This is a genomic window from Marispirochaeta aestuarii (assembly GCF_002087085.1).
Classification (GTDB): Bacteria; Spirochaetota; Spirochaetia; order JC444; family Marispirochaetaceae; genus Marispirochaeta; species Marispirochaeta aestuarii.
On the sequence record NZ_MWQY01000002.1, the window covers coordinates 202174 to 223349 of the forward strand.

Consider the following 21176-nt stretch of genomic DNA (forward strand, 5'->3'; position numbering starts at 1 on the left):
CCACAGGAAGCCGATGTGTTTGACAAGTTAAGCCAGCCCCAGTCAGAAGAGTTGTTCGCGTTGCTGAGCAATGCCGGATATTCTCGTCCCACTCTCCTCCAGGCAAAGGTCGTTCCAGCCGTACTCGGCGGAAGGGATCTCCTGGTTGAGACTCTCTACGCCGACGGGAGGACAGCAGCGTACCTCCTGCCCCTTCTTGTCTCTCATGGCCTCGAAAGTACCGGCTCCCAGGCTCTGATCATAACACCTTCGCCGGATCTCGTAAAAAAGACCTCCCTCCAGTACCGGCGATTCACCCGGGGGGGCAGTAGCGTGCCTCCCATAACAACCCTGGGTTGGGACAGTCCGATAAAGCGTGAAGCAAAACGACTTGCCGGGACTTCCGGTATCATTGTCGGCACCTCAGCCCGTATAATTGACCACCTGCGTCGCAACTCTCTGAACACCCGGGAAATGCAGAGGGTTGTTATAAGTCTGGAGAACCCGGTCAATAAAGAGGACTTCATGCAGGATGTGCTCTTTATTCTCTCCAAGGTCCCCAAAAAGAGCCAGATAATCGTTTTTACCCCCAGCCTGAAAGAGACCGGTGTACTGGAAAACCGCTTACGGCACCCCCTGATTATCTCCTCCGAGGACTGGGACCGGGACAACAGGATTCAAAGTGTATATGAAGCAGCCGATGCCGTGCACAAGGCGGAGCTGCTTTTAAGTCTCTTTCTAAGCAGAAGAATCACCCGGGGCGGAATCTTCTGCCGAACTATGGCTGCCTTAAAGACCCTGGAAAAGAAGCTTAGCAAGGAGGGAATCCGCAGCCGTATTATTTCCACCCGTACTTCTCCGCGAAAAAAGGAAGAAATCTTTCAGCTTTTCAAGGACGGAAGTATCCCCTGCATTCTTACAGTCTCAATTTCTGTTTTAACCGAGATCGAAGAAATTGGATGCGCGGTCTTTTTTAATCTTCCATCCCCCCCTGAAGCATATACGGATATCACCTCCGTACTGATACAGGACCTGAATGCAAAGATTGTCACCTTTGTCACGAAGGAGGAGTCGGCGACACTTCAGTTTTTACAGGAGAAAAACAAGATGAAAAAAGAGAACTTCCCCGATGACCTGGAGGTCTTTCGGGGCAAGGTCGAAGGTATTCTGCAGTCCATCCGTTCCCAGGAGGATCCTGAAGAACTAAACCGGTATCGAAAAATGATAAAAAAAATGGTCCCTTTCGGAATGCGCGGATATTTAAGCGCTTATCTGATAAAGGAGTCTCTCGGAAACACAGTTCGCGGGGACAAGCCCTTCAGGACGGTTTTCGTATCCATCGGACGCAACCGGCGTGTTTTCCCAAAGGACCTTTCGCGGCTCTTTACCCAGACCCTGGGTATAGATATGGGAGAGGTTGGGAGCATCAAGGTTCTGGATAACTATTCCTTTATTGATATTCCGGCTCACCTTGCGCAATCCGCCATAGACAAACTTGACGGCAGCGATTTTCACGGACGAAAAATAACCGTAAATTTTGCACGCAAGAAGGAGGAAAAAGTCCTCCGCTGATGTACCTGTTCCCTCCATAAAGCTTCACCGTCCCTTCGGATAATCGAGGGGGCGGTTTTTTATACCAGAATGAACCAGAGAAGCGTAAATATCACCAGCAGATTGATAAGCAGGGCCGTCCCGAATATGGCGGCCCCCAGAATCTCCCTGAACCGGGCCCCCCGGCTGCAGCGCTCGGAAAGGGATCGGGGCTCTCCGGGAATCATGATGCACTCGGCAAAGGGATCAGCAAAGGATGAACCGGCCTGCTGTGAGCAGCCAAAGGCATAGAAAACAGACCTGTCCAGGGAATCACCCACAATGATTCTGCTGGTTCGGATCTTAGCTCCCGGGCAGCCGGCCAGCGCAGCATCCAGACCGCGAAAGGTCTGCAGACGGTACACCCTTCCATCGGGCAGAAAAGCCCGGCTGCCGTTCCTCATACCCACAGCCTGTCCGAAGCGCCGGGCCGGTAATGCCAGCAGGTCCCTTTCGGCCCGCAGATAGCGTCCGGCCCTCCATATACGCCGGTAAAGGCTGAACAGCAGCAGTCCCGGGGGCAGCAGGGGAGCAAGGGGAGCAAGGCTCATGGTAAGGGATATGTGGGACAGATACAGAAAGCCCGGCGACCTGAGATAGATATACGTCAAAATAAAGAGACTAAAGGAAGCCAGGGTAAGGGAAACCGGTGTCAGCTGATTCCAGTACTCGTTTCGCTGCCGGCCGGACCAGATTGACCGGCGCAGAATCGTGCCGGGATCACCGTCGTAAATCAGGACAAGGAGTTCCCCTCCTTTTTTATCCCCGGACCTGAAAACCGGCCGGGAGTTAACCATGACCAGTTCCCCGGAGACCATGATACGGGTGCCTTGAGGAAACGAAGTAATACGATTTGCCGGAATATGCGTGGGAGAGGCATCAGCGAAGGCCTGCTCATTATCTTCGAGCAGGTCCTCATCCTCATAAGCGTTGAGTGCCGGAAGGGTAAAAACCTCGACTCCCTTCAAATCCACCTGTACAGATAGTGAACCATCGGTCAGCCATATCTGCTCATCCCCCTGTACAGCCTCGATCTGGCCGAAAAACCTGAAGGACTCCCCGTCAAGCACCTCGGTGCGCACCCTCGGGTAATTAATAATGGGGTATTCCATACTCTGATAAACGGCATCCCGGAATTTCCTCCACTGCCGGCGTACGCGAAAACCTCCGAAAAGAGGAAGAATAACGTAGCCAAGGAGTACAATCCCGGCGATCAACAGTAATCGTTCCACTTATTGCACAACCACGGAAAAATGAATTATGCTTAAGCTTAACATGGTTGAACGCATTATTGTAGGTCCTCTCAGTTCAAATGCCTATATATACTCGGAATGGAAAAAGGAGTGTCTCCTTATAGATCCGGGTGGAGATATGGAAGAGATCCTTTCTCATATGGCAATAAAGAATCTTAAACCCCTCGGCATTATCTGTACCCACGGACATCTTGATCATGTGGCGGGGGCGTATGAGCTTCAGCGTCATTTTCGCGAACGTGACCTGGAGGTCCCGGTGGCGATACACGGTGCAGATGCCCACTATCTTGGCAAAAATGCCGCAGAATCCCACAGAATCAGCTTTGAACAGATCGGAATCGACCTGAAATCAGTTCTTATGGATTATGAGCTGCTCTTTCCTGAACCTGATATCATCCTGGAGGACGGTAAAACAGTACTGACCTCAAGTCTTACGGTACTCCATACCCCCGGCCACACTCCGGGCAGCATCTGCCTCTATTCCGAAGCCCAGGGCATTCTTTTTTCCGGAGATACCCTCTTTTTCGAAGGGGTCGGCAGAACGGATCTTATGGAGGGTGACGGGGAATCGATATTGAAAAGTATTCGGGAAAAGCTGCTGATACTGCCCCAGGAGACCATGGTATTCCCCGGTCATGGTCCGAACACGAGCATTGAACGGGAAATAAAGAATAATCCTTTTTTACAGTAATAACGGAACAGTGCGCTAAAGATTGAAATCCGCCAGCAGTCCTGTGCTGACTCCGGGATGTGCAAAAGGATTGGTTTCCGCCTTCAGGTAGGCCCGGTGCAGTTTGTCCGAAAGCTCCCGGATCAGGGCGTCCCGTCCCTGGTCGGAGAGTCCCGTAAGGTCTTCCCTTTTCGGGAGGCTTGCGGAATCCCTGTCCTTAAGTTTGACAAGTCTGTCGATGAGATTATCCAGGCTCCTGAGCTTCGAAAGAGAGAATCCCCCCGCTTCGCTGGGCCGACCATATACATGCTTAAAGCGCGCGTATAAGGCCTGAGAACCGGAGACGGGCAGACCGACACGGGAGGAACCGACGCTTCCGCGAACCAGACTGCTTAAAGGAATTGTTCTGTTTACAGTGGAACTCTGTACCTGCACAGATCCCGGTACTCCCTTTCAAGAAATATTCGGCCCCAGGGCCTGTTTCTATTTTCGGAATACCGGAGGAGGGGTTTAGTAAAATCTATCTGTTACGTCTTTCGTCGGAGCTCTTGCAGTCAATACACATCAGTGCATACGGGATAGCCTCGAGCCGTTCCCTCGGAATCTTCTTATTACAGCGCATACAGACGCCGTAACGCTCATTCTTGATTCTCGACAGGGCGGAATCTATGAGCCGGAGTCGTTTAACATCGTTGGTGCTCAAAGTTTCCAGGGTTTTGCGATCAATGTCATCCGCCGCGACATCCACCAAATCCTTAGGATCCATGTCACGCACGAGGTTTTCGAAATCCTCGCTCTCACTCATAAGATTGTTGACAATCTCTTCCTTGAGGGTGATGAGCTTTTCCTTCATCTGGTCCACGAACGCTTTATCCATAATCCTACCTTCGCTGCATGTATGCCCTAGGCAATATGGCAAGAGAATATGAAGGAAATGCTTAAAAATGTCAAGGCGCGAATCCCGGGGAATTCCCTTCGGCTTGACAAAGAAAGGGGCAATGTCCTACTATTTCCCCATACTTGCAGGAGGAATTGTGGCTAAAGAGGAAGCTATTGAAGTCGAAGGTATTGTAAAGGAATCTCTTCCGAACACCATGTTCAGGGTGGAACTGCAGAACGGACATGTCATTCTTACCCATCTCTCCGGCAAAATGAGAAAACACTACATCCGGATTGTCCCAGGAGACAAAGTCCGGGTTGCCCTGTCTCCCTATGATCTTACCCGGGGACGCATTATCTACCGGGAACGATAAACACCCCTTTTTAGCGCAGAATAATCCATACAGCCCCCTCTCCCCCCATTCCGGACTGCGGTACTCCGTGTTCACCGCAAAAAGGAGACTCTGCAATGTAGCGGCGCACCTTTTTGCGCAGGATCGAATCTCCGGTATCCGAATGGTTTCCCTTTCCATGGATTACCAGCACCTTCCTGAGCCCCCGTCTTTTGCTTCGCAGCAGAAATCCGTCAAGCTCCTTCAGGGCCTCCTCAACTGTATATCCGTGAAGATCCAGGCTCTCCTGGGGCGCCATGCGTCGAAGGGTTTTACGGGAGGGGCTCTTTTTACCACGGGGGGGCCGGTCAGCATCCTTGAGGGGAAGGGGTTTTTCTTCAAGCCAGCGATTCATGACCTCTTCATAGGCCGCCTGCTCTCTTTTTTTTCCCCTGTCCCGGGAGTTCTGCTGTTCCCATTGCTCAAGGATGTCTCCAAAGTTCATTCCCGCTCCTTATTATCCTGAAACAGATCATCTGAACGAAGAATATCCCCGCTGCCGACCCAGCCTTCCACTCCATAAGCCGTGGAAAGAAGAAGAAAATCTCCGGACTGCTGGGTAACTTTGACCGTCAGACCTTCGGGTAATTCAAGCCATGCTTCCGCTGAATCTCGCGGTATGCGGCGACTGACCACATCGGAGGCTACAACCGCCACCGGAGTGCTGCGGACATATGCGGCATGTCCGAAGAGTCCCGCCGCGGCAAAACTCAGGGTTCCGAAGAGCAGCGAGACAAGCAGCAGATAGGAACGTTTGAAGAACATGGCAAGCACAGCGGCCAGAAAGAAAAGATTATAAAAAATGAGCAGAAGAATAAAGGATACAGCCGGTGGGAAATAGGCAGGAAGCTGGTATTGACGGATATACTGATCAGAATCAGTCAGACTGTCCCAGAAGGAACGAACCCGCTGGTCGGGTACGGCACATCGGGCGGAGGCAATAACGGTATTGACAGCTTCTGCCCGCTTTCCCGTCCCCTCCAGGCATAATGCCCAGTTAAAAAGAAGCCTGCCGTTCCGCGGGTGTTCAGAGGCCATTTCCCTGTAGACAACGGAAGCAGCCTGATAATCCCGCTGCATAAGGAGATCTTCAGCCCCCCTCACCTGGTCAAAATCCATCAGCTCACCGGAGGCAGAGAGCATAAAGAGCGCCAGCGGAGCAAGAAGCAGAACCAAATACTGGAGAATCCGTCTTCGCCGGACCCTGAACAGAAGGAGAAGCATGGGACCGGGAACAAAAGCAAGATAGATATAGCGAAGCCGGAAGAGTTCAGTCGACTGGGCGGCCAGAATCTCATCCGGGGTATAACGAAGATCCGATAAACTGAAGGTTTCCTCCTGGATGGAAATCTCTCCGCCGGAGAGTACCTGCAGCGTCAATCTCCGCTCGGGAAGGGAAACGACCCTGTTATCCCGGGGATCGAAAAAGGGGAAAGCTGGAATATGGATCTCATAATCCCCCTCCTCTTCTGCCTTGAGTAGATACCGGGTCTCCCTGGAACCCTGGTATCCTCGCTGAGAGGCCCGGTAGTCATGGGTCTCCTCGCTGCGGACAAGAACGAGACCGGCGAAATCAGGTTCAGGAGGAGTCAGATATGCAAGGTTGCCTTCCCCCGTTATACGCACGGTCAGCTGAACAGTCTCTCCCACCCTGGATCCTTCCGGAAGAGGAGAGACATCGATATCAAAGCGTCCCACCCCGCCGGAAACCGCAACATCGCCGGGTAAGGCTTCGACATTTACCGCAACCGCGTCGGATGTTCCGGAGATACCTTCCGCAGTAACAGAAGCCTTGTTTAAAAAGAAGCGTCCCGCACCAGTGGGAGTAAAGAGGTATCCCGTAACAGGCACTGTATAGAGAACTGTATCGCCATAGAGGCGCCGGCGGATTTCTCCAAGTTCCGGGGCCTCCTCGAAAAGCCCCCCCCCGGATGCGGGTACGGAGACCCGCTCAGGAAGCAGAATCTCCTCCTGATTTCTCATTACCAGAACAGCCGGAATTGTCTGTCCTTCGTAAAATGGTCCCTCCGGGATTTCCCATTCCAGTTCCAGCGGAAGGGACAGAACGCTGTTGCGGTAGCTTCCGACCCTCTGGATTCCCACCCCGGTTCTGCGGGATTCCGAACCAACAGCAAAGGGGATACGGGGAAAAAGGATTCTTCCGGTCCGGTTGGAAAGCAGAATATAACTGACGGAAACGGCGGGGTAGCTGGTTCCATCCTCTCTGCTTTTGACGATTCCCCGGATATTCGGCCCCGCATACAGACGTATCCCCACCGGATAATCCCACTCCTCGATGCTGACCATCGAAGCCGAAGGTACATCCACTTCAAAGGAGAGGGTAAAGCGGTCATTCAGGCCCACCGGGTTCGGTAAAAACGAGAGCTCCGGATCATCCTGGGCAGAGAGAGAGGGGGAAAAAAACAGTACAAGGAAAAGACCTACCAGAAAGGTCCGCTGCTTTCCTGGTCCCCGCCATGCTGGGATACCCACTGGGACTCCTCCTTGCGTTTAATATACTGTAGAATTCTGTCGACCTCTTCCACCGAGGTATCCCCGCCGCTTACCGAGCCGGCAGAGGGAAGCGCCCGTTCTTCTTCCTGCTGGCTGCCAAGCCTCAAAAGGGTCAGCTCCATGTTTCTTTTTGCCTCTCTGCTGTCGGGTCGCAACAGAAGGGCTTTTTTGAAACTTTCGAAGGCGGACCGGTACTGGCTGAGCTCATAGTAGAGGTTTCCCATATTGAAAAGGGTCCTGAATTTGAGTTCCGGATTCTCCCCTTCCAGGGCCCTGGTCCATTCATCCTCCGAAGCGGTGGTCTCACCCAGGGCATAGAAGACGTTTCCAAGGTTGTAATGGATAACCTCATCTTCGTTCAGCTCGTTTTCCAGGATTCCCAGGTAAGAAACCGCGGCAGACTGATATCGCCCGTTTATGTACTCATAGTTCCCCTTAAGGACCTGCCAGTGGGTTCGATAGGGGGTACAGGACAGGAGCAACAGGGGAAACAGCAGTATTAAAAGGTTTTTTTCCAAGGTATTACCCGCACCAAAAAGTAAATATACAGAGCGAAAACAGCGATCAGCAGGTAGGGCCGATACGCCGATTCCCGCGGTTCATTGTAACGTACCGACGAGGATCCGAAAACAGCATCCAGTTTGCTCATAAGGGCAGGATCGTTCAGAGAAAAATACTCCCCTCCTGTCTCCTCTGCCAGATAGCGCATGTTATCGGCATTCAGCCGGGTAACGACCCTGTTGCCCGATGAATCACGCAGCTCCTGTTCGTCCTCCAGGGGTATTGCTGCGCCTTCGACCGTTCCCGCTCCCAGGGCTACAATCCGGATTCCCCTTTGCCGGGCGGTCTCGAGTACGGGCTTGACGGCCCCGCCGAAGTTTTCACCATCGGAAAAAACAAAAAGGAGCTTTTCGCTTTCCACTTTTCCCGGAAAGGCATCGAGGGAAGCGACAAGCCCGGCTTTCAGATCGGAACCGCGGCGGGAGAGCACCTGGGGGCCGATATTCTGAAAAACCGTTTCAAACATTGCCAGATCCTCGGTTATGGGGATCATCTTGACACCGATCTCCTGAAACACCACCAGGGAAAAACGTGAGGTTCCGCCCCGGGACGCGAGAATCCCCCGCATGACCTCCACGGAGCGCTCAAGCCGTGACGGTGAGGAATCCCGGGCCAGCATGCTTAAAGAAACATCCAGGGCAAAAACGATATCCCGGGACTCGATGGTCCTGATTTCCGGACGTCCCTTTCTTTCCGGATCCGCTGCGGCGAACAGGGTGAATACAATGAAGAGGACAAGGGCCAGGGAGGAAAAAAACCATTTTACCGTGAAAATATCCAGGTAGTTTCCCGCTCTCCAGCGACCGAGAAGGTATTCCAGATCCCGTCTGCCCCTCAGAAACTCCAGCCACAGCAGAATAATCACCGGAACCAGGAGCAGAAGGCAAAAGAAAAGGTGGGGATATCGAAACATGGCTAGAGGACCTCCCGCAGCAGATACTTGCGGATAAACAGATGCAGCAGCACGGCTATTCCTCCTGCAAGCAGAAAGTAGCGGTAGGAGGCTTCGGTTTCGGTCCTCACCTTTACCCTTTTTTCCGTGACGGTCACCGAGTCGATGGAGCGAAACACTGTTTCCAGAGCCCCGGGAGTGGAAGCGGAATAGAAGCGTCCGCCGGTAGTCTCCGCTATCATCCGCAAAAGCTCCTCATCGTAGCTGCCGGAGAAGACCCCGCGAAATATTTTTCCCGTCTCGGGATCCGTATACTCTCCCGGTACGTCCCCGGGGCTCCCGATTCCGATGGCGAAGATCTTTATTCCCAGAGAAGACGCTACCTCCGCTGCGCTGGCGGGGGTTATTTCTCCGGCATTGTTTTCTCCGTCCGTCAAAAGGACGATTATCTTTTCCTGGGCGCTGCTCTGGCGCAGATGCAGGGAAGCCACGGCAATCCCCATGCCGATGGCCGTCCCCCGGCCCAGACTCATGAGCTGAAGATCATCCAGCACCCTGAGGTACGCACTGTAATCCAGGGTGGGGGGAACCATGAGGGCCGCCTCATCGGAGAATACCACCAGACCGACTGGATCATTCTCCCTGGAGCGGATAAAGGAATTGATTACCTCCCTGGCGGTATTGAAACGGTTTTCCGGGTAAAAATCCTGAGCCGCCATACTGGGAGACTCATCGAGAACAAAGATGATATCGATTCCGCGGGTCAGATATACCCGCTCCTTCGTAATCCGGCCGGGACCGGCCAGAGCCAGTACCAGAAGCACAAACCCTGTCCAGAAAAGGAAATGGGAAAGAAAACTCAGAAATCGCAGACTGAAGGGGCTCTCCTGAAAGGAGTCTCCCCGCCATACGGAAAGGGAAAACGGGACCCGTCCTCCCCGGCCCTTCCAGAAATGGGCGAAGAAGATCCCGGGTAAAAGAAGTCCCAGGAGCAGAAGGTAAGCCGGACTCTCAAATATCCACATCTGCGTCCTCCTGCTTATCCCTGTCCCGTAATCGGCACTCCTCTTCCACTGCAGATGCAAGTTCTCCAAGACGCAGAATATCGTCGCCCTTGCGGGCGCTTCCCGCCTCGACCCCGGCGAATTTTATCATGTCCGCGTACTCAAGAAAATGGATTAGACGCATGGCGATATCCCCCTTCGGGAAAAGGCTCTGCATCATGGACCTGATCTCATGAATCGTAGTGGTTATACAATCCCATCCGGTCCGCCGGCTGATATAGCTGCGCACCGAATCGGAGAGGCGGTAATAAAAATCCCTGTCCGGCATCATGAGCGCCTGGGAACTCAGCTCCTTTAAATCCCGCCTCAGACGCCAGTACGGACGTTTCCGGGCCAGAAGAACAGCCGCCGAACGCAGCCGCTCCCGCAGGATGCCGGAAACGGCAATGAGGGCAAGGGGTCCTATCAGTACAACCAGGACTGTAATAATCAGGAGGGTGAAGGTGCCGGGAAGGTACAACTGTCCCCGGATGTCCTCCAGTTCACCCTCGTTTTCCAGGATAGAGCTTGTATGGATCTTCATTCCCGAAAGCACATAGGAACCGAAATCCAGTTCAGGCAGGGTCCGGGTTCCCGGAGAAAAGGAGGAAAAAAAGATGCGCAGTTCATGATTACCCCCCCGCTGTTCAACCCGGGCCCCGTGGAAGAAAACCCAGTCAACCGCAGGCAGCACAGCGGGAGGTCGTATTGTATCAGCCTCGTCGGAACGCAGGATAATCCGCAATTCCACCGTGTCGCCCACATAGAATTCCGGGGGAAGCAGGTGCACCGAGACGACCTGGGGAGCGGCATACAGAAGCGAGGCTACACAGGTGAGGAAAAGGCTTAGTACCGCCCGTAATCCGGCTGAAGTCATGAAACGCGCCTCCGGGTCTTGAAAAAGGCCAGAACCTTGGCGACGGGATCATCACTGGTGTCCACGGAAAGCACCTGAATTCTGCGGCGGCGGCACTCACGACGAAAGATCACATCCTGGGTATCCCAGAAATCGCCGTAGGCACTGCGAAAGGCAGGACTGACCCCTCCGGCCAGAAGGCTGTGACCCCGTTCAGGATCCTGAAGAACAAGACTGCCCTTGAGGGGCAGTACCTTGTCGCCGGGATCGCTTATCCGGACGGCAATAACGTCGTGTTTGCGGGCCAGAAGGGTCATTTCGTTCCAGCCGGTGGCGGTGCGGAAATCAGAAAAAACAACGCAGATTCCCCGGGATTTCAGGGATTCGTAGACCGTCTTGAGGGCCAGTCCCAGCTCGGAACCTGCTCCCCGGGGTTTCAGATTTTCCATATCCTCAATAAGACTGGCCACGTGTTTGCGACCCTTGGAGGGGGGAACCCATTTTTCAATGCGGTCGGAAAAGAAGACCCCCCCCACCCGATCATTATTGTGGACCGCGGCAAAGGCAAAGATCGCCCCCAGGATCATTGCCATGTCCCGTTTACTGATATCGCCGACCCCCTGATCCAGGGAGGCTGAGACATCAAAGACGAGGGAAAGAACAAGCTCCCGTTCTTCCCGGAAGGTCTTGGCGTAGGGGCTCCCCATACGGGAGGAGACGTTCCAGTCAATGTTCCGGACATCGTCACCCTCGGAGTATTCCCTGACTTCGTCGAATTCCAGACCGGGACCGCGAAAAACGGAACGATAGTTTCCGGCGAAGAGACCTTCCAGGAGCTTGGCACTGACAAGAGGCAGATTACGAATGCGTTGAAATAGGCTCTCTTTCTCCATGGATACAGATAATCAGGGAACCGGTACGGCCCGGAGTATCATGGTTATTACATCTTCGCTGCTGAGCTCCTCCGATTCAGCTTCATAGGAGAGAATTATCCGGTGCCGGAGCACATCGTAGGCGGTCTCCTTGACATCCTCGGGGATTACGTAGTTCCTGCCGGCAAAAAGGGCTTTAACCTTGGCCGCCCGGTACAGAAACAGGGTCGCCCTGGTGGAGGCACCGTATTCGATATACCGGGTATAGCCGAAGCGTCCGGCGTCCTTCTCCCGGGAGGCCGTGACAATGGAGACAATATACTCCTCGATCCTCTCGTCCACCTTGATCGCCGCGGCTGTCTCCTTGATGATATTCAGGATTCCCGGAGTCAGGACCTTCTGAATAAAGGATTTCTGCTCCACCCCCATGCGCCGCAGAATGGCAAGTTCATCCTGGGGGTCCGGATAGTCGATCTTGAGCTTCATCATGAAGCGGTCCAGCTGGGCTTCGGGCAGGGGATAGGTACCTTCACTCTCGATGGGGTTCTGGGTGGCCAGGACAAAGAAGGGCTTGGGAAGATAGTGGGTCTCGTCCCCGATTGTAACGTGCCGCTCCTCCATGGCCTCCAGAAGAGCCGACTGGACCTTGGCGGGAGCGCGGTTTATTTCATCGGCCAGGACAATGTTGGCGAAAACCGGTCCCTTTCTCGCGACGAACTCCCCGGTCTGCTGGCGGTAAATCATGGTCCCGATCAGGTCCGCAGGCAGAAGGTCGGGGGTGAACTGGAGCCGCTTGAAGCTTGCATCCAGGACCTCCGCCAGGGTTTTTACAGCCAGGGTCTTGGCCAGCCCCGGCACCCCTTCCAGGAGTACATGACCGCCGGCAATCAGGCCCATCAGCATACCGTCGACCATGGACTCCTGGCCGACCAGTCTTTTGGCTATCTCTTTGCGGCAGCGAATTAATTCGGTACTCGCCCGTTCGACATCAACTTCGGTTCTGTTCGCGGTGCTGCTCATAGTAATGATCCTTCACGCTTACGTTATGTTCTTTTGTTCAGCTGCGGTACTCGGCGTTCTCCCGGATATACTCATAGGACAGATCACTGCCCCATACCCGGGAAGAGCCCGTTCCGCTCTGTAAGTCTATCTCAATTAGTACCGTTTCGTCATGCTCCGGGTAACCTTTTAGCTCGGGAGAGAAGGATTTTTTCTCCAGATAGGATGAAAGCCTCGTTTCAAGTTCCGGAGAGATACGGAACTCACCGCCTGAAAAGATCAGCTCTCCCCCCAGGCGGATACTCAGAGCCTTTCCGTCCAGGGGTATTCCATTGTTTCCGGCATAATCTCCCAGGGACGAAACAAGGCGTCCGATGTTCGGGTCGTTGCCGTAGATGGCCGTCTTGACCAGGGGGGAATTGACCACGGCCTTGGCAAACCCCCGGGCCTCTTCCCTGCACCGGGCGCCTGAAACAGCCACCTCGATTACATGGGAGGTACCCTCTCCGTTCCGCACGATATCCCGGGCAAGACCGGTGCACACCTGCCGCAGGGCTTCGACAAAATCGCCGTATGCAGGAGCAGGCGACCTGCGGGACGAGAGCAGGATACACATATCGCTGGTACTCTGGTCTCCGTCCACGGAAACGGCATTGAAGGAATCCTCCACAACCTCCCCCAGGGCCCTGGAGAGCTCCTCCCGGGACAGGTCAGCATCGGTCATTATGAAAGCCAGCATGGTCGCCATGTTCGGTTCTATCATACCCGCGCCCTTGGCTATTCCCAGCACCGTGGCCTCTCCCGCAGGAACCGAACGGATCTTGGGAAAGCGGTCGGTGGTCATGATTCCCCTGGCAGCGGGAAGGGCTGATTCAGCCTGAAGGCTCTTTATCAGCGTTGGCAGGGAAGCATCTATCTCCGGAACCGGAAGCTTCCAGCCGATAACCCCGGTGGAGGCATAGAGCCACTCCTCAGATTTACCCCCCGCCGCCGCCGCCAGGCTTTCGGTTATCCTGCAGGCGTCATCGAAACCGCCGGGAGCGCATACGTTGGCCACCTTGTTGTTGACGAGAATCCCCCTGATCGAGGGACCGTCTATACGTTCACGGCACAGGAGAACCGGTGCTCCGGGGAAGGCGTTGCGGGTAAAAACCCCGGCGGCGACACCTTTACCATCACTGAGCTCGATGAGAGAAAGATTCATCCGGTAGAGCTTGTCTCCGGGAAGTTCCCGGGGATGAAAGGTCAGGGCGACGCTTCCCGCACGGAAGCCCCGGGGAAGCGCAGAACGTGTCTTGAGAACATCTTCATAATCAACTATGCTTTTACAGGCGGCCATCCGATTGTTATAGTACGTCAGGGATTCGTATTTCAAGGGTTTTTTCGCCCAATCTCAGGGAGGTGTTATCAATGAATTTTACCCGGCTTGTCAGGGAAAACCGGAGCTACCGGCGTTTTAACGAAGCAGACCCCATTCCCCGGAAACTCATGACGGAAATGGTTGACCTGGGAAGGATCTGCCCCAGCGGGGCCAACAGGCAGCCCCTGAAATACATGATCGTCTCGGATCGGGAAACACGGGACAGAGTGTTCCCCCTCCTGAGCTGGGCAGCCTACCTCAAGGACTGGACGGGCCCTGCAGAAGGAGAGCGTCCGACGGGGTACATTGTAATACTCGGCGACACGGAGATATCCCAGTCGCCTTCCGTCGACCTGGGGATCTGTGCCCAGACCATGCTGCTCCTGGCTGTCGAAGCAGGATACGGCGGCTGCATGATCGCTTCGGTAAAGAAAGACTCCCTTAAGGAGCTGCTTGAAGTCCCCCCGGGACTCGAGGTTCTCCTGGTAATAGCCCTGGGAAAACCCGGGGAAGACGTCGTTCTTGAGGAAAAGTCCCCCGAAGGGGATATATTCTACTACCGGGACAGTGAAGACCGCCACCACGTGCCCAAGCGTCCTTTGAAGGAAGTACTCCTGCGGAAATGATTCCCCTCACAAACTACCACACCCACAACAGCCTGTGCGACGGGACCGGCGAACTGGAAGAGTACCTGGCGACGGCCCGACGCAAGGGCTTTGCCGCCCTGGGCTTTACGAGCCATGCTCCCCTGCCCTTCATCAATGACTGGACCCTTGCGGAGGCGGACCTGGAAACCTACTGCAGCAGAGTACGGGAGCTGCAGAAGAACAGCGATCCGGAACTCTACCTGGGGCTGGAGATCGATTATATACCCGGCAGAATGGGCCCGGCGGAGGAACGCTGGAAACAGTACCGGTTCGATTACACCATCGGTTCGGTTCACATGATCCCGGTGGATGGAAAAGCCTGGTCCATTGACGGGCCGGATGATGAGTTCCTTCATCTGTACCGGAACGTGTATAACCGGGACGGGACGGCCATGGCAGTGGAATACTACCGCCTCCTTGAGGAGATGATCCATAAGGGAGGCTTCACGATTCTCGGCCATCTTGACCTGATAAAGAAAAAGAACCTCAAAATGCATTTCCTGAACGAAGAGGCGCCCCGATATACGGATGCGGTACTTCGGGTTCTGGACAGCCTTGCAGACAGCGGAATATTCATGGAAATCAACTCCGGCGGCCTGTTCCGGGGAGCTACTGAAGGGGTCTACCCCTCCTTCTCCATTCTGCAGGAAGCCCGACGGCGGGGAATCCCCCTGGTAATAAACTCCGATGCCCATACCCCGGAGGCGCTGGATTTCCATTTCAACGAAGCCTGTGACCTTGCCCGGAAGGCCGGCTACCGGAGGACCATGATGCTCCTGAACGGAGACTGGCGGGAGATCCCCCTGGGAGAAGCCTAGGATGGAAGGGTCCCACGACAACATCGAAAGGGAACTTGAGGAATGCCGCAGGGCATACCGAAAGCGCACCGGTCAATTCACAAAACTCCTGAAACAGTCGAAGGAGATGACCGCCAACCTGCGCCTGAACTTTGACGGTATCGTGCATCTTCTGGGAGATGTAATCAGCCAGGCTTCCCCTTTAATGGGAGGACACACAAAGAGGACCGCGGCCCTTGCCCGCAGCATTGCCCAGGCCATGCGCTTGAATCCGGACCGCAGACGGCTTGTCTTCTACGCCGCCAGTCTCCACGACCTGAGTCTTGCAGGCAGGGAGCAGAACTGGCTCGACGAGGAGAACCGGGATTGGCTTGACCATCCCGACCGCAGTGCAGATCTTATAGCAGTGGTAAAGAACCTGGGAAGAATTGCAGCAACGGTAAGGTCTCATCACGAATACTACAACGGAGAAGGCTTCCCCAGAGGGCTCAGGGGCGAAGAGATCCCCCTGGAAAGCAGAATAATTACCGCCGCCCTCAGCTATGACAGAAGTGTTGCCCTCAGGAAGGTCCCGGTGGATACAACTCTTGAGAACATGGAGGCAGGCGGCCGCTTCGATCCCCAGGTGCTGGAACATCTTTCTTCCATTATACGAAGCGAAGACGAGCGTCGTCGCAGGGGAGACCGATTGATACTGCTGGAGGAACTGACCCCTGGAATGGAGCTCGCCGACGATCTGATTCTCGCAAACGGTCTGGTTCTGTATCCAAGGGGTACAATTCTGGACGAGGAGACCCGTACACGGATCATCAACTTCGACGGCATGTTTCCGAAATCCGGCCTGATCCGGGTTTACGGGGCAGGACAGTAAAGGCACATTCATGAAAGAGGAAATACTCAGTTCCATAAAGGATCGGGAAACCTTCAAGCGGATAGAGAAAATCTATACCACCGCCCCGGTGAGAAAACTCAGCGATGAGGATAAAATCGTTATCTTCTCGGACCTGCATATGGGAAATCGACGAAGGGTAGATGACTTTCGCGGCAATTCCGAGCTTTTTTACCGGCTTCTGAAGGATTATTACTGGCCCCGGGGCTACACCCTGATTTTGAACGGGGATATAGAAGAGCTTCAGAAATTCAATATGCCGGTCATCAGGAAACGCTGGAACGAAGTATTCAAGCTGCTCGAGGATTTTCACAGCGCCGGACGACTGATCAAGATCATCGGCAACCATGACCTTGAACTTTCCACAGGGCGCTTTGACAGCATCAACGCCGATCTTCTCGAAGCCCTTCGCTACGATTACAAGGGACAAACCATCTTCCTGCTCCACGGCCACCAGGCTGCGGACATTTTTCACCGCTACAACGATTTTGTGGGCTTCATGGCAAAATATCTGGCTTATCCCCTGGGAATAAAAAACCGGACCGCCGCCCATAACTCCAAGCGGAAATATACCGTTGAACGCAGGATCTACCGTTTTTCCTACCTGAAAAAGATCGTCTCGATTATCGGGCATACCCATCGCCCCCTTTTTGAAGGCCTCAATAAACGGGACTCCCTGCGTTTCTCCATCGAACGGCTCCTGAGGAACTATCCGGAAATGGATGAGAAGGAGAAAACCTTCGCCCGGAGCCAGATACTGGTTCTGAAGGACGAACTGGAAAACCTTGAAAACCGGGAGAAAAACTCACCGGAATCGAGCTTTTACCACAGTGAGGACCTTGTCCTGCCGAACCTCTTCAATTCCGGGGCAGTTATCGGCAAACACGGCGCCACGGGGCTCGAGATCGAGCGGGGAAACATCCGGCTTGTCCACTGGTTTGACGAATCGGTGCGCTCCCGGAAACGTTATATGCGGGATGTCCCGGCAGAAAACCTGCCCGGCACAACCTATAACCGCCGCACGATTAAACAGGATCATCTGGAATACATATTTAACCGCATAACCCTGCTGGGCTGGGTTGAATCGATGGAAGAAGAGACGGAGGATTGATATGTCTTGCAGGACCCTGCCGATCCGGATTACCCTGAGGGCATGAACGACTCCCCGCAGATTCTCTACCCCGCCCGGATTATGATGAAGGTTATCATGAGCGCCAAGGAGACGGAAGAAGAGAACCGACGGCGTATACATGATACCGTGGCCCCCCTGGGATACCAGCCCTCGGGATTCAGTTCCAGGCTCAGCAGGAAGGGTCGATGGATGAGCATTAGTTTTTTTGCAGAAGTTGAGTCCAACAGCGCCCTTCAGAAGTTGTACCAAACCCTCGCGGAGCTACCAGGCGCGCAGGTTGTTCTCTGATCAGCTGTCCATGGAAACAACGTTTCCGGAGGCAGTGAAAACCTCCGGTAATCCAGGCTCCCTGAACTCCACAAGCCACTGCCGAAAAACAGGTCTGCAGAAATCAGGCAGTTTTTTCAGCACCCGTTCCGGACTCTTCTCCTCTTTCAGACGCCCCGGCTTTTTGGAATAAAAGCAGTCGGCGTAGCAGATCAGCTTTTCTTCCCAGCTTTCCGGCAGCATGTCCCGGGAAGGAAGGTCCATACCCTCCCGTAAGATGTCATCCCGGCTTACACCGGTCAGAAAGTGCCGTTCGCACACAAGGGCATGCCGGACCAGTTCCTGTTCTTCCAGAAGACGACGGCCGATAATTCCGTGATGAATATAGGGCGCCCTGCCAAAACAGCCCAGGGAGGGAACATCCGTTTCGATCATGCCGATATCGTGAAGCACGGCAGCTTCATAGAGAAAATCGAAATCCGTCTCCACCTCAGGGAAACGCCGGGCGACTTCCTGCGCCTTTGCTGCAACCGCCTCCCCATGGGCCAGCAGAATCACTTCCGCTTTTGATCCCGCTGCATAATACCTGCGGATAGTCTTTTCAATCACCCCGGCACCCGGCTTTTCCTCAGGATCCTTCATTCAGCGCAAAGGCCTCGGGAATAAAGCGCCTGATGGCTTCGGCCACTCCGTCGTCCTGATGGGAACAGGCGGTCACGTAGTCGGCGATTTTCTTGATCTCATCCTTGCCGTTGGACATGGCCACCCCCACGCCGGCCCAGGAGAGCATACCGTAATCATTCATGGAGTCCCCGATGGCCATCACCTGTTGAGCACCCAGTCCGAGTTCTTCCGCGACGAAGGCCAGAGCGGTTCCCTTGTCTGCGTCAGCGCGAAGGACCTCGAGAAAATAGGGCTTGGAGGTGAAGATGTTTGCCTTGTCGCCGAGGGCCGCTTTCAACGCCTTCTCAACCCCGGGAAGAACGGCGGGATCCCCGGGAATGACGAACTTGCTGCGGGGAATCGTCAGGGACGCGGCGAAGGAATCCACCTGGTGCCAGCGCTGTCCGGTGAGCAGACAGTCGCGCTCGGTATACTCGCTGGGTCCGGAGACGTAGATATCTCCCTCTCCGTAGTACTGCATGGTCAGCCCGAAGCCCCGCACAATCTCCCAGGCCTCCATGCCCAGAGCCGGCTCCAGAGGTTTGTCCAGGATAATATCCTCATTATGGGTGGAAATCACCGTTGCACCGTTATTGACGATCATGTAACCAGGGCGGCCCCACATATCGAGTTCCCGGCCGTAGCGCCGCATGGAAAAGAGGGTTCGACCCGATGCGAGCATTACCGTGACACCGGCGGCCTCGGCGGCACACACCGCCCTGCGGTTCTCTTCGCTTATAAAAAGATCCTCCGTCAGGAGGGTATCGTCCAGATCGAGAGCAAGTAACTGTATCATGCATTTACTGTAGCAAGAGGACGGGAGTGATTCAAGATCAGGAAACCCCGGGGGAATCCAATCGCTCTTCCCCCGGTAAAATCTATTGCTCAGCGGGGATTGAATGAAGGGGTTATTTTATCCTCAGGGACCTTTCCTTCAAGAACCTCGGGATTCACAATTGAATCGGGAAGCCTTCCCTCAACCTGATGGAAAACGGAATCCACGTTCTGCTTCATAACCATCCGGATAGCATCGGTATTGTTCGCAGCCCCGGCGATATGGGGAGTAACGATCGCCGTCCTGCACTTGAGTAGAGGATTGCTGTCAACATCCGGCTCATCCTCGAAAACGTCTATTCCCGCGCCGGCAACAACTCCCTCCTTCAGAATCCCAGCCAGAACAGCATCCGAATAGATTCCGCCCCGGCTGGTGTTGATAAAGAAAGCGGAGGGTTTCATCATGCGAAAATGATCCTCCTTCAGCATACCCCGGGTATCATCCGTCAAGGGCACATGCAGACTCACGTAGTCGGAACTTTTAAGGACCTCATCCAAGGACAGGAGCTCTACACCCAGCTTTTTAACGGCGTCCCGGTCGACATAGGGATCATAAGCGATCACCCTCATACTGAAGGGTGCTACCAGCCGAGCAACGGTCTGGCCGATACCGCCGCAGCCGATCAGCCCCACGGTGGAACCCTGGATACAGCGGGTCATGTATTTGCCCTTGTCCCGGAACGAGCTCTCCCGTATGTAGTCGTTGAAGAAAGGAAGCCGGGTGGTAAGGGCGAGGATGTAACTGAGAACAAGTTCCGCAACCGGTTCCCGTATGCCGTAGGGAGCATTGCTGAGGATGACCCCGTTTTTATTACAGGCGTCGATATCCACGTTCTCGAAGCCGGCTCCGAACCGGCCGATCCATTTGAGCCGGTCGTTTCCCTCCAGCGTGGCCGGGCCCACATTCCGGTGCCCCATGAGGATGTAATAATCAACACCGGACAGCTCAGCGGAAGAGACCATCTCGCTGTGGGGGCTGTCCGGGCCCAGAAGGACCTTTACCTCGAAGCGGTCGTCCCCCTTGAGACGCTCGAGTTCTTCCCGGAAGCCTTCCGACTTTTTGCTGTAATCCATCTCGACTGCAACGGTAATTTTACTGTTCATGCTAACCCCTTATATGTTTATTTTCTTCAACTTGCGAAAACATCTTACTTCCTGCGGAGGGACCTGTACCGACCCGAAGAAGGTATGGGAAACCTCTCCCATGTAAATGTCGCCCCGGGAATCCATGGTGATCCCGTGGGGAGCATACATCTGGTCCGGGGCTTCGTCCCCTGCGTAATCCGCGCCGAAACGCGCCAGCTGCCTGCCCCTGGTGTCGTGAACGGAAATACAGGCCCCGATACGGGGATAGTTTTCGTTGACCTTGAGCGAGGTCGGCAGCTGACCGATCAGAACCAGCTGCTCCGACCCCTCGGTAATATGCAGCGCGCAGGGACGGTGCATGTCGTTCCACTGAGTAATGAATTTTCCCTTTTCATCAAAGATCTGTATTCTGTGGTTCTCGCGGTCCGCAACGTACACACGGCTATCCCTGTCGGTACAGATCGAATGAACCAGGTTGAACTCTCCCTGCCCCGTACCGAAATCTCCCCATGAAAAAAGCAGCTGCCCGTCAGCAGAGTACTTGTGGACCCGGGCATTGCCGTAACCGTCGGCAATATAGAGAGCCCCTGTTTCGGGTTCCAGAGCGACCTTGGTAGGCCGGTTGAAAGGCCGGTTGCTCAGATACTCAGCCGGTTTATTCGGCACCCCGAGGGTCATCAGGACCTTTCCGTCGGGTGAACACTTCCGCACCGTGTGATCCCCGTCATCCGCACAATACAGCATGTCGTCAGGACCGATGGTCAATCCGTGGGGACGGGAGAAGAGCCCCTCGCCCCAGGAATCGACAAGGTTTCCATCCCTGTCGAAGACGGTCATCGGGTGCCCTCCGCGATTGAACACATAGACGCGGTCCCGTGAATCGACGGCCACGTCCGACGCGTCGAGAAATTTCCACCCCTCCGGGAGTTTAGCCCAGTCAAACTCAGCACGAAAGCCAAAATCCCCGTCGCTAATTAGATTACCAGTCACATCATACTCCT

The 21176-nt window shown here is 54.5% G+C and carries 24 protein-coding genes; 8 read left to right on the forward strand and 16 right to left on the reverse strand.

Going from position 1 to position 21176, the window contains the following annotated elements; genetic code table 11:
• Positions 1-15 precede the first annotated feature (15 nt).
• Entirely contained in the window at positions 16-1551 is a 1536-nt protein-coding gene (locus B4O97_RS02445; protein WP_158084111.1) for a DEAD/DEAH box helicase, read from the forward strand.
• A gap of 59 nt (positions 1552-1610) precedes the next feature.
• Here the strand turns inward: B4O97_RS02445 and B4O97_RS02450 are convergent, their stop codons facing one another.
• The gene (locus B4O97_RS02450) at positions 1611-2801 is read right to left on the reverse strand and encodes a hypothetical protein (RefSeq protein ID WP_143305487.1); all 1191 of its coding nucleotides are present in this window, start codon (positions 2799-2801) and stop codon (positions 1611-1613) included.
• A 28-nt stretch (positions 2802-2829) separates the two neighbouring features.
• Here B4O97_RS02450 and B4O97_RS02455 point away from each other — a divergent pair, with 28 nt between their 5' ends.
• Complete coding sequence (locus B4O97_RS02455; RefSeq protein WP_233142881.1) at positions 2830-3513, forward strand: MBL fold metallo-hydrolase; 684 nt, start codon at positions 2830-2832, stop codon at positions 3511-3513.
• 15 nt (positions 3514-3528) lie between these two features.
• Here B4O97_RS02455 and B4O97_RS02460 read toward each other — a convergent pair whose 3' ends face one another.
• Both B4O97_RS02460 and B4O97_RS02465 read right to left on the reverse strand, forming a co-directional pair.
• Positions 3529-3927, reverse strand: coding sequence for a hypothetical protein (locus tag B4O97_RS02460; RefSeq protein WP_083047982.1), 399 nt, complete (start codon positions 3925-3927; stop codon positions 3529-3531).
• 85 nt (positions 3928-4012) lie between these two features.
• Entirely contained in the window at positions 4013-4369 is a 357-nt protein-coding gene (locus tag B4O97_RS02465) for a TraR/DksA family transcriptional regulator (RefSeq protein ID WP_083047984.1), read from the reverse strand.
• Between the two features lie 154 nt (positions 4370-4523).
• Here B4O97_RS02465 and infA point away from each other — a divergent pair, with 154 nt between their 5' ends.
• On the forward strand, positions 4524-4745 hold the full coding sequence (gene infA / locus B4O97_RS02470) for a translation initiation factor IF-1 (protein WP_175441641.1): 222 nt from the start codon (positions 4524-4526) through the stop codon (positions 4743-4745).
• A 10-nt stretch (positions 4746-4755) separates the two neighbouring features.
• On the opposite strand, the gene B4O97_RS02475 is transcribed toward infA, so the two are convergent.
• The 9 genes from B4O97_RS02475 to argJ are packed head-to-tail and all read right to left on the reverse strand — an operon-like array spanning position 4756 to position 13875.
• Positions 4756-5208: a Smr/MutS family protein gene (locus B4O97_RS02475; protein WP_083047986.1), complete on the reverse strand. Its 453-nt coding sequence runs from the start codon at positions 5206-5208 to the stop codon at positions 4756-4758.
• Complete coding sequence (locus B4O97_RS02480) at positions 5205-7256, reverse strand: BatD family protein (RefSeq protein WP_083047988.1); 2052 nt, start codon at positions 7254-7256, stop codon at positions 5205-5207. Before B4O97_RS02480 ends, B4O97_RS02475 begins: the two co-directional genes overlap by 4 nt.
• The gene (locus B4O97_RS02485) at positions 7205-7795 is read right to left on the reverse strand and encodes a tetratricopeptide repeat protein (protein ID WP_083047990.1); all 591 of its coding nucleotides are present in this window, start codon (positions 7793-7795) and stop codon (positions 7205-7207) included. Before B4O97_RS02485 ends, B4O97_RS02480 begins: the two co-directional genes overlap by 52 nt.
• Positions 7777-8751, reverse strand: coding sequence for a VWA domain-containing protein (locus tag B4O97_RS02490; protein WP_083047992.1), 975 nt, complete (start codon positions 8749-8751; stop codon positions 7777-7779). Before B4O97_RS02490 ends, B4O97_RS02485 begins: the two co-directional genes overlap by 19 nt.
• Before the next feature lie 2 nt (positions 8752-8753).
• Positions 8754-9755 carry a VWA domain-containing protein gene (locus B4O97_RS02495; protein ID WP_083047993.1) on the reverse strand — a complete coding sequence of 334 codons (1002 nt, stop codon included), beginning with the start codon at positions 9753-9755 and terminating at the stop codon, positions 8754-8756.
• Entirely contained in the window at positions 9742-10650 is a 909-nt protein-coding gene (locus B4O97_RS02500; protein ID WP_083047995.1) for a hypothetical protein, read from the reverse strand. Before B4O97_RS02500 ends, B4O97_RS02495 begins: the two co-directional genes overlap by 14 nt.
• Positions 10647-11522: a DUF58 domain-containing protein gene (locus tag B4O97_RS02505; RefSeq protein WP_083047997.1), complete on the reverse strand. Its 876-nt coding sequence runs from the start codon at positions 11520-11522 to the stop codon at positions 10647-10649. The genes B4O97_RS02500 and B4O97_RS02505 overlap by 4 nt, the downstream gene beginning before the upstream one ends.
• Before the next feature lie 12 nt (positions 11523-11534).
• Positions 11535-12521, reverse strand: a complete 987-nt coding sequence (locus B4O97_RS02510; RefSeq protein ID WP_083047999.1) for an AAA family ATPase — start codon at positions 12519-12521, stop codon at positions 11535-11537.
• Between the two features lie 37 nt (positions 12522-12558).
• Positions 12559-13875, reverse strand: coding sequence for a bifunctional glutamate N-acetyltransferase/amino-acid acetyltransferase ArgJ (gene argJ, locus B4O97_RS02515; protein ID WP_198947000.1), 1317 nt, complete (start codon positions 13873-13875; stop codon positions 12559-12561).
• Between the two features lie 35 nt (positions 13876-13910).
• Between argJ and B4O97_RS02520 the strand changes: the two genes are divergently transcribed.
• Genes B4O97_RS02520 through B4O97_RS02540 form a run of 5 tightly spaced genes read left to right on the forward strand, consistent with a single transcriptional unit; the run spans position 13911 to position 17613 of the window.
• Positions 13911-14486, forward strand: a complete 576-nt coding sequence (locus B4O97_RS02520; RefSeq protein WP_083048003.1) for a nitroreductase family protein — start codon at positions 13911-13913, stop codon at positions 14484-14486.
• Entirely contained in the window at positions 14483-15325 is an 843-nt protein-coding gene (locus B4O97_RS02525; protein ID WP_083048005.1) for a histidinol-phosphatase, read from the forward strand. Before B4O97_RS02520 ends, B4O97_RS02525 begins: the two co-directional genes overlap by 4 nt.
• Before the next feature lies 1 nt (position 15326).
• Positions 15327-16175, forward strand: coding sequence for an HD-GYP domain-containing protein (locus tag B4O97_RS02530; protein ID WP_083048007.1), 849 nt, complete (start codon positions 15327-15329; stop codon positions 16173-16175).
• Positions 16176-16185: 10 nt separating this feature from the next.
• Positions 16186-17304, forward strand: coding sequence for a metallophosphoesterase (locus B4O97_RS02535; protein ID WP_083048009.1), 1119 nt, complete (start codon positions 16186-16188; stop codon positions 17302-17304).
• A 6-nt stretch (positions 17305-17310) separates the two neighbouring features.
• Entirely contained in the window at positions 17311-17613 is a 303-nt protein-coding gene (locus B4O97_RS02540) for a DUF493 family protein (RefSeq protein WP_083048011.1), read from the forward strand.
• Here B4O97_RS02540 and B4O97_RS02545 read toward each other — a convergent pair whose 3' ends face one another.
• The 4 genes from B4O97_RS02545 to B4O97_RS02560 form a co-directional block, all read right to left on the reverse strand.
• A complete protein-coding gene (locus B4O97_RS02545; RefSeq protein ID WP_198947001.1) occupies positions 17614-18234 on the reverse strand; it encodes an HD domain-containing protein in 621 nt (206 codons plus the stop codon).
• Positions 18221-19051: a Cof-type HAD-IIB family hydrolase gene (locus B4O97_RS02550; RefSeq protein WP_083048013.1), complete on the reverse strand. Its 831-nt coding sequence runs from the start codon at positions 19049-19051 to the stop codon at positions 18221-18223. Before B4O97_RS02550 ends, B4O97_RS02545 begins: the two co-directional genes overlap by 14 nt.
• Positions 19052-19140: 89 nt before the next feature.
• Positions 19141-20193: an NAD(P)-dependent oxidoreductase gene (locus B4O97_RS02555; protein WP_083048015.1), complete on the reverse strand. Its 1053-nt coding sequence runs from the start codon at positions 20191-20193 to the stop codon at positions 19141-19143.
• A gap of 9 nt (positions 20194-20202) precedes the next feature.
• Positions 20203-21165: a peptidyl-alpha-hydroxyglycine alpha-amidating lyase family protein gene (locus B4O97_RS02560; RefSeq protein WP_083048017.1), complete on the reverse strand. Its 963-nt coding sequence runs from the start codon at positions 21163-21165 to the stop codon at positions 20203-20205.
• Positions 21166-21176 lie beyond the last annotated feature (11 nt).

Bases quoted from the DNA above. Each gene is read 5' to 3' on its own strand.
- B4O97_RS02455 (WP_233142881.1), top strand. From the start codon at position 2,830: ATGCTTAAGCTTAACATGGTTGAACGCATTATTGTAGGTCCTCTCAGT.
- B4O97_RS02465 (WP_083047984.1), bottom strand. From the start codon at position 4,369: ATGGATAAAGCGTTCGTGGACCAGATGAAGGAAAAGCTCATCACCCTC.
- B4O97_RS02475 (WP_083047986.1), bottom strand. From the start codon at position 5,208: ATGAACTTTGGAGACATCCTTGAGCAATGGGAACAGCAGAACTCCCGG.
- B4O97_RS02490 (WP_083047992.1), bottom strand. From the start codon at position 8,751: ATGTTTCGATATCCCCACCTTTTCTTTTGCCTTCTGCTCCTGGTTCCG.
- B4O97_RS02495 (WP_083047993.1), bottom strand. From the start codon at position 9,755: ATGTGGATATTTGAGAGTCCGGCTTACCTTCTGCTCCTGGGACTTCTT.
- B4O97_RS02500 (WP_083047995.1), bottom strand. From the start codon at position 10,650: ATGACTTCAGCCGGATTACGGGCGGTACTAAGCCTTTTCCTCACCTGT.
- B4O97_RS02505 (WP_083047997.1), bottom strand. From the start codon at position 11,522: ATGGAGAAAGAGAGCCTATTTCAACGCATTCGTAATCTGCCTCTTGTC.
- B4O97_RS02510 (WP_083047999.1), bottom strand. From the start codon at position 12,521: ATGAGCAGCACCGCGAACAGAACCGAAGTTGATGTCGAACGGGCGAGT.
- B4O97_RS02520 (WP_083048003.1), top strand. From the start codon at position 13,911: ATGAATTTTACCCGGCTTGTCAGGGAAAACCGGAGCTACCGGCGTTTT.
- B4O97_RS02525 (WP_083048005.1), top strand. From the start codon at position 14,483: ATGATTCCCCTCACAAACTACCACACCCACAACAGCCTGTGCGACGGG.
- B4O97_RS02530 (WP_083048007.1), top strand. From the start codon at position 15,327: ATGGAAGGGTCCCACGACAACATCGAAAGGGAACTTGAGGAATGCCGC.
- B4O97_RS02535 (WP_083048009.1), top strand. From the start codon at position 16,186: ATGAAAGAGGAAATACTCAGTTCCATAAAGGATCGGGAAACCTTCAAG.
- B4O97_RS02545 (WP_198947001.1), bottom strand. From the start codon at position 18,234: ATGAAGGATCCTGAGGAAAAGCCGGGTGCCGGGGTGATTGAAAAGACT.
- B4O97_RS02550 (WP_083048013.1), bottom strand. From the start codon at position 19,051: ATGATACAGTTACTTGCTCTCGATCTGGACGATACCCTCCTGACGGAG.
- B4O97_RS02555 (WP_083048015.1), bottom strand. From the start codon at position 20,193: ATGAACAGTAAAATTACCGTTGCAGTCGAGATGGATTACAGCAAAAAG.